The sequence below is a fragment of the Caballeronia sp. BR00000012568055 genome, from assembly GCF_029439455.1.
Taxonomy (GTDB): Bacteria; Pseudomonadota; Gammaproteobacteria; order Burkholderiales; family Burkholderiaceae; genus Caballeronia.
In genome coordinates, this window is sequence record NZ_JAQFVG010000035.1 from 1 (window position 1) to 7,781 (window position 7,781).

Annotated in this window: 7 protein-coding genes; 2 read left to right on the forward strand and 5 right to left on the reverse strand. The window is 58.4% G+C overall.

Going from position 1 to position 7,781, the window contains the following annotated elements:
- The 4 genes from P7F28_RS03255 to P7F28_RS03275 all read right to left on the reverse strand — a co-directional run.
- On the reverse strand, positions 1-184 hold a 184-nt coding region (locus P7F28_RS03255; RefSeq protein ID WP_277183007.1), incomplete at its 3' end, for a hypothetical protein.
- 1,094 nt (positions 185-1,278) lie between these two features.
- On the reverse strand, positions 1,279-3,021 hold the full coding sequence (locus P7F28_RS03265; RefSeq protein ID WP_277183008.1) for a response regulator: 1,743 nt from the start codon (positions 3,019-3,021) through the stop codon (positions 1,279-1,281).
- Between the two features lie 195 nt (positions 3,022-3,216).
- A complete protein-coding gene (locus tag P7F28_RS03270) occupies positions 3,217-4,356 on the reverse strand; it encodes a GAF domain-containing sensor histidine kinase (protein ID WP_277183009.1) in 1,140 nt (379 codons plus the stop codon).
- 98 nt (positions 4,357-4,454) lie between these two features.
- Entirely contained in the window at positions 4,455-4,772 is a 318-nt protein-coding gene (locus P7F28_RS03275) for a hypothetical protein (protein ID WP_277183010.1), read from the reverse strand.
- A gap of 327 nt (positions 4,773-5,099) precedes the next feature.
- Between P7F28_RS03275 and P7F28_RS03280 the strand changes: the two genes are divergently transcribed.
- Positions 5,100-6,821 carry a GAF domain-containing protein gene (locus tag P7F28_RS03280; protein WP_277183011.1) on the forward strand — a complete coding sequence of 574 codons (1,722 nt, stop codon included), beginning with the start codon at positions 5,100-5,102 and terminating at the stop codon, positions 6,819-6,821.
- 365 nt (positions 6,822-7,186) lie between these two features.
- On the forward strand, positions 7,187-7,390 hold the full coding sequence (locus P7F28_RS03285) for a hypothetical protein (RefSeq protein ID WP_277183012.1): 204 nt from the start codon (positions 7,187-7,189) through the stop codon (positions 7,388-7,390).
- 144 nt (positions 7,391-7,534) lie between these two features.
- Here the strand turns inward: P7F28_RS03285 and P7F28_RS33805 are convergent, their stop codons facing one another.
- Complete coding sequence (locus P7F28_RS33805) at positions 7,535-7,777, reverse strand: HNH endonuclease signature motif containing protein (protein WP_368860321.1); 243 nt, start codon at positions 7,775-7,777, stop codon at positions 7,535-7,537.
- Between the last annotated feature and the right edge of the window lie 4 nt (positions 7,778-7,781).

Here is a 7,781-nt window from a genome sequence, read left to right on the forward strand (position 1 = left end):
CAAACTCCCATATCTGGGCGTCGTGATCGCCTATCGAGCGTGCGGCGTGTTCACATTCGATCCAAAGCGCGATCAGGTCAACACGCGAGCGCCGCAAATCAGTGCAGTCTGATTCCCTGGAGGGTTCTTTGCTGGTTGAAGCCAGCGTACACGGCGCTTTTGCAGCCAAGCTTTTACGTTTCATTGCTCTCGTTCGGCACTGCGCCCACGATCTTCGCGTCAGCTCGAGAACCGGGAACTGATGCCCGATGCGCTTGCCATTTATTGAGTGTCCGGCCCTCACCTGCCCAAAGGGTTAGCTCGTTCCTTGTTTTTCCTAATTTTACTTCGCAGCCGTTCACTTAGCTTGCGCCTCAATTGTCGCGTTGGCGTAATAGCGCGCGACTTTTTCGATGACCCGTTGCTCCTCGGCCTGGACATACACAGTCGTGGTTCGCAGCGACGCATGACCCAAGACCTTCTGGACCACGTCATTGGCACGTCGTCAGCCACGGACTGCGTGCCGAAGGTATGCCGAAAGACGTGGGCATTGAACTGCCCCACGCGCATGCGCTCCTCGAGGTCCAGGTCGTCCATGGTTTCGACCAAAAGTGTGAGCTTGCGAGCGATCAGGCGATTTAGACCGTCGGCCGTGTAACCGGCTTCGTCAAGAGCGCTCGTCGGTTTCACGTTGCTCGCTTGTTCTCCATCGTGCGCTTCGCTTAGGTGCGTCTGCACGCCGTGATGTGACCCGTGATGTCCACCGTGATGTCGCTCCCGCGAGGCTGGCGTCCAGGGAATCGTCACCGGTGACAGCAAAGGTCTGCTCAGTGCCAGCTCACCGCGCTCAGCGCCAAATTCGCGATCGGTCAGCCCATGCGCGCGCAGCGCGACGAGCGACGCGGCGCTCACCGGTACTGTGCGCTCACGATTGCATTTGCCCATGATGGTCAGCTCTCAGATCGGACGCGTGGGCGTGCTATAAGGCGAAACGCGCCGGTTCTCGCTGCGTGCACTGGCCGCCTCTTCGCGCGGCATGAAGTGTGGGTTGGATTTCCAACCGTCAAAGCGATTCTCGCCAACAGTGTTGCGACGGGTCCGGTCGATCGATATTTTGCTTCGGCCGGCTATAAGGGCCAACTGACAACAGAACAACTCGCGAGAGACGAGACGCGCCGTCTAACCGGTATCCTAGGGATCCAAGCCTGTCACCAATTTCGCGCTTCCATTTTTGGGCCAGACACCGCCGGACATCCCACACGTCGATCCATGCCTTCTCGAATTCCATTGATACACGTATTACCCGGTCGCCCCAACAAAACGATTGATCGCCTGCTCAAGCAAGCTGATATCGAAAGGTTTGCGAATAATTTGGGCGTTGTGCATACCATCACCCATCTCATTGAGTTCATGTCCAGTGATGAAGATTACGGGTAGATCTGCACGTACGTTGCGCAGTGCCCGAGCCAACTCGATGCCGCTCATCTTCGAGAGCGAGACATCAGTAACGAGCATGTCGAACGCTTCAGGCGTATCGAACGCTTGAGCGGCCGCCTCCGCGTCCGGGCATGCGGTCACCTGCACAGGTAATGTGGAAAGGAGCGCGATCGTCGCGTCTCGAAGGTTGTCGTCGTCCTCGACAAACAGAATTCGCGCAGGACTTCTTGTTTGCTCCAAGGCATCTTTCACGACGGATGTCGTCAAACTCATATTCGACTGTGCCGACGAGAACACCTGCCTGAGCCTTCGCGCAAGCGTCGAGCTTGCGTATGGCTTGCTCAAAAGCTGCACGCCAGCGTCCAGCAAGCCACCATGCGCGATGCGATTTTCGGCATAGCCGGATGTGAAAAGAATGCCTACGTGCGGATGGGTTCTACGCGCAAGTGCTGCCAATTCAGAGCTCGTCATCTTGCCAGGCATAACGACATCGGTGAATAACAAGTCGATGATTACACCCGCGCGTAGCAGCTGCGCGGCGGCATCGGCATGCTCCGCTTCAATCGTCTCATACCCGATTGTCCTGAGCATGTCGGTAACGGTCCGTCGAACAGACGCATCGTCTTCGACGACAAGGACGCGCTCGCCATTTCCGGTTGGTGATTCTTCCAAGTCTCGGACCAGCGGCGATTCTTCGTCGAACACAGCCGGTAACCAAATCGTGATCGTAGAGCCCTGTCCAATCTCGCTATCAATCGAGATGAAGCCTCCGGCCTGGCGAACATACCCGTACACCATGCTCATCCCCAGCCCCGTACCCTTACCTTCTGGCTTGGTCGAGTAGAAGGGTTCGAACACGCGCGCTTTCACGTGAGGGGGCATGCCTGACCCCGTATCGCTGACCGAAAGCCGCACGTATTGGCCATTTCCTGGACCATCGAGTTGTGGTTGTGCGTTTTCGATCGTCGCGTTTTCGACCGTGATGGTCAGCGTTCCGGCGGATGTCATTGCGTCTCGGGCGTTAATTGCGAGGTTCAGCAACGCATTTTCCATGTGCGCACGATCAATGCGCGTATTCCAAAGATCGGACGCGTGGAATAGGACGACCTCGGTTGTTTCGCCCATTGCGTGGCGCAGCAGTTCATCAAAGCTCTTGATCAGCTTGCCCAGATTCACGACCACCGGTGCAATTGGATGTCGACGTGCGAACGAAAGAAGCTGCGAGGCAAGGCGACCGCCACGCTCCACCGCTGAATAAGCGGTATCGATGCGTGCACCCGCTTGTGCGGAGAGCATGATGATCGGCTGCGTCACTAACCTCGGATCGGCACGCAGGTCCGCAACCAGTTCGAAGCCATTGAGACGGGGCATCATCACATCCGTAGGCAGCAGATCAACCGATTTCTCTGACAGCGTGACCAACGCTTCTTCGCCGTCTGCAACCGGGATCACGGTTAGGCCGTGTTCTTCAAGGAGCCGTCGGACGCAGTCGCGCATATCAGAATTGTCATCCGCGAGAAGCATGGTCCCCGCCACGTAAGCCGAGATTGCCGCCTCAAGTCCGCCCGATTCGTTCAGATCATGCTTGCGAATTTCGTCGGGCAACCATCGTTGCGCCTCGGCGACGAAAGTGTCCGCTCGTGTCGCCGTAGACTGCAAAGGCACCCGATGGGCTTGAACATCCAGATCGGGCGGACGTCCATAAGGTATCCGCACGCGAAAGACTGTTCCGTTTCCCACCTCGCTCTCCACCGTCACCGATCCGCGCTGCAGTCCTGTCAGCTCCTTGACCAGCGACAGTCAAATACCGGTGCCCTCGAACGTGCGCCCGCTTTGCCCCTCGACACGATGAAAACGGTCGAATATGAGTGGAAGGTCGGATGTTGGAATGCCCACGCCCGTGTCCGACACGGCCAGTTCAGCACAATCTCCGAGATCGCTCAATTTCACGGAGACACCCCCCGCGAGCGTGTATTTGAACGCGTTCGACACGAGGTTGAGAACGATTTTTTCCCACATCTCTGCATCGATCCACACAGGGTGCGGCAGGGTCTCGGCCTCGACTGTATAGGCAAGCCCGGCCAGTTCCATGGTCGAACGAAACGCGCTGGCGAGGTCCCTCGTTAGCGCAGCGAGATCCGCAGGCTGCCAGGCGATAGCAGCACGGCCGGCCTCGATACGTGAGAAGTCGAGCAGGCTGTTGACAAGGCGCAGCAACCGCTGTCCATTGCGTTCCACCAGCGCGAGCTCAGCGCTGGATACCTCGACCGTGCTCGCCCCTGCAGCGCGCTCGACCATCGCCTGAACGGGCGATAGCATCAGGGTGAGCGGCGTACGAAACTCATGGCTTGCGTTGGAGAAAAAAACTGTTTTGGCTTCGTCGAGTGCGGCAAGTTGTTCGGCACTCCGTCGTTCTGCCTCATATGCCCGGGCGTTACGGATAGCAGTCGAAATGTGGCCTGCGATACGCACGTAGAGCGACTGATAAGCAGCGTCAAATCGACGACGCGCTGACACGCCCAGCACGAGATGACCGTAGGGACGGCTGCCGGGCAAACTGGGAATGGGAAGCACGACTGCTTCGACTAGCGGTTCCGGCCAGGGCGCATGCGGCAAGCGCTGCGCGAGCGATGCATCGATGTCAATCTTGCTAGGCTCGCTCTGATCCAACTCCCACGGCGGCGTGGCGCCTTCAGCGATAACGTCCAGTGCAAATTGCGGATCGACGGCCGGATCGCTCAAGTCGGCTACGTGCTCGCGAACTACGCGCCGCAAGGTGGTATCGTCCGCGTCGTACAGATAGGCCAGACTGAACGGCGCTTCCTCAGGAAGATGGTCGAGGCAGCGCAGGGCTGCATTGCAGGCTTCCTCGGCCGATCGCGCAATAACTGTCGCCTCGGAGATCTCTCGCGACAAACGCTCGCGCCGTTCCGCGAGCACGCGGTAGGTCGTCTCCGTGACAGCAGAAAAAATACCCTCTACTACGCCAGACTCTCCGCGCACGGGGCTTTAGCTGTAATAGAAATAGCATTCTTCGGTTACCCAAAGCGATGCAAGGGCAATAACTGATCGTCCGACCACACCGCCTGGCCAGCATTCATCACTTGGTCAAACATCGGACCAATGATGTCCCAGATTTCGGCCCATATCGCCGTTCCCGCCCGTCCAAGTCCCCAAGGGTGCTTGCCCCCGAGGACCGGCGCCCACGCGTCGTTATAGATCAGCGCACGGGTTTCGCCCCAATACAACACCATTGGAAACCGCGAATTCAGGCAGATGCCGACTGCGGAGCGCAGTGCGGGCGACCAACCGGCGACCGGACCGAACGGACTCTGCCTCCAGTCCAGATTTCGCATCAATTGGCCGACCTCGCCAGGCAGATCGAGAAGGAAGGCATCGCCTGAAGAGGCCTTTTGGATACCACAGAGGAAGAAAAGTCACTTTTGCGCATGGTTCAACGGCGGGGGAATCCGTCGTCTGCCGCGACCATGGCTGCAAAGGCACGTGTATGCGAGGATTAAACCTGACACACCCTGTCTGGCACTACCTTCGAAACGGGCTCTAAGTGGGTCACAGACATCCAATTCCTACAGAACCCTGCGCCACCTCGGCATCAACCTCTCCCGGTCAATAGTTGAGTGGATATAATCGAGCAACCATCCGACCGTGCATCGTCCATCCCCATGGCTCATCGACCGGCGCCACTACCCCAAGACGAATCCGCGCGATTAGCGGCACTTCAGCATCTCGGCATCCTTGACACGCTACCGGAGTCTTCCTACGACGACGTCGTCCAACTCGCCTCGACGATCTGCGATGTGCCCATCGCACTCGTGTCGCTGATTGACGCCGAGCGGCAATGGTTCAAGGCATGCATCGGGCTGGACGTCCAAGAGACTCATCGTGATCAGGCCTTCTGTGCGCATTCCATCCTGAGACCTTCCGAAGTACTGGTTGTCAATGACGCGGCGGCCGACGAGCGCTTCTGCGACAACCCGCTGGTCACGGGCGCTCCCCATATTCGGTTCTACGCTGGCGCACCCATTGTGTCGGATGACGGACAGGCGCTTGGGACAGTGTGCGTCATTGATCGCACGCCTCGAACACTCTCATCTCGCCAGTTGGAGGCACTCAAGACGCTCGCCAGGCAGACCGCGCGCCTGCTTCACTCGCGCGAATCTGAATTAAAGAGCGAAACGCGAAGTCAGGCGATACAAGAAAAAATCAGCCGCGCACTGGCTGATGACGACAGCAGCAACGTCGCGTTGAGAAGGCAACAGCGCGTGTCGTCTGTCGGGCAGCTCACCGGCGGCGTAGCGCATGACTTCAACAATCTGCTGCAGACGATCAGTACGAGCCTTCAACTTGCGAAGCGTAAGTCCACTGAACCCGACCAGGTCGTGCGTTGGACGCAGACGGGCCTGGACGCCGTACGAAAGGGAGCTGATTTAATTGCGCAGATCCTCTCATTCTCGCGAGACCAGTCAACCGGAACGGAAGAGCTCTGTGTTTCCAAGCATGTGGCCGCCATGCGTGAATTGCTGGGTCGCACACTCGGGACCGGTATCCGCATCGAATTCGAGCTTGGCACGTACGAATGTCTTGTGAAGTGCAACCCGGCCCAGTTGGAAGCAGCGGTGCTCAACCTTGTCATCAATGCGCGCGACGCGCTTGATGGCACCGGCACGATTACCGTGCGTACGCGTCGGGTCATACAGCGGGAATTTTCGGCTGACACGGGGCTTGCCGCAGGCGAATACGTCGAGCTGTCCGTGATCGATGACGGCCCAGGCATGCCCCCAGAAATCGCGGAGCGCGCATTCGAGCCGTTTTTCACGACCAAAGCCGAAGGCAAAGGCACGGGACTCGGGCTCGCTCAGGTCTGCGGCTTCGCACTTGCCGCCGGTGGCGTTGCGCGAGTGGAGACCAGTCTGGGTAACGGTACGGCGGTTGTCGTGTGCCTTCGCATTGTTGAGCTCGCCACCACCGAGTCTACCGACAACGATACCCGTGTCCACTCGACCGACGAATTCGTTCTGTCCTCCGGCCTTGCGCGCATCCTGCTCGTTGACGAAGACCAGGAGCTTCGCATCTCTCTTAGCGAACTTCTCGCCGCAGCGGGGTATCACGTTTCGCTCGCGAGGAGTGGCGTAGAAGCCTTAAGCGTGTTCGAAGTTACGATTCCGGACATTGTGATCGCCGACTTGGGCATGCACGGCATGGATGGCGCTCTATTGGCCCGAGTAATTGAAGAAATGTACCCGCGCGTGCCAGTCGTATTCACAACCGGGATGTTGGCCGACGCAGATTTTCAAAGCCGCCTGCCGCCCCAAGCCATAGTGCTCCACAAACCGGTCCTGCTTGCTGACATCACTGACGTTATCGAACGGCTTTGTAGAAGCTAACCGTTACGACTCAGTTTTTTCTTCACTGTGGGTGACCGCTGAAAGTGGCAGCGCACTTCCTTGCGTGCGGTGCTCGGCGCGATGGGCGACAACTGCGTCCGAGTGAGCGGCGCACGACGGGCGCTTTTCGGGTGCTTGTGTTTGTTAGGCATGGTGGTGTGTCAGGAAGCATTGCGACCGAGCAATGGGCTGAGCTTGCCAGCGGCATCACGAGGGATGAGCGGTTCAATGCGCCGAAGGACATTGCCGGTGGTTTCAGACTACGCCTTTTCAGCTGAATCCGCTGTGCGCTGAGCAAAGTGGCAAACGCTTGGCTCCGATAGAGGGCTTGGCATAATGCCTACGTCGCAGCAGCCATTTTTTCTATGCCCTCTCCTGCCAAATCCAACACCATGAGGCGAAAGCCGCCGCGCGGCACCATCGCACGCTATGGCGATCGCATCGTCGAGGTCCTGGGTGAAGCACGAGGCCAACGCGTGATGATCAGATCGATTCACCCTGATGGCTCGGAGCGCCTGACTGCTGTCAAGCTCACCAATCTGAAGCCGCTCGGCGGGCAACTTTTCTGAGTAGATCGACGATCGACAACAAGCGCCCGTGACCTCACGACTCGTTGACGGCGTCGCCGGGTAGCAGCGGCGCATTGCTGCGCCGCCGCCCCCTAAGAACGGAGCGTGCAAGTTTCCCCGCACTCCGCTCAAGCCTTTCAAAGCCTATAAGGAATAAGCCGGTTCCACAACTGAGTGTCTGAGAGCACGCGCGTTCCGATGGCAGTCTGGATGTAGCATCTTCAGGTTACCGACCACATCCGTGCCACCGTCGATTTTACGAATCTCGTGGAACAGACGCCACCCACTGGATTTCGTAATCATCTGACAGCAAACTGGACAAGCCCGGTCCTGTGCCAGCCACAACCGGATCAGCCGCGTCCGGCCTTTCAGCGAGTCCGCCATCATGTCG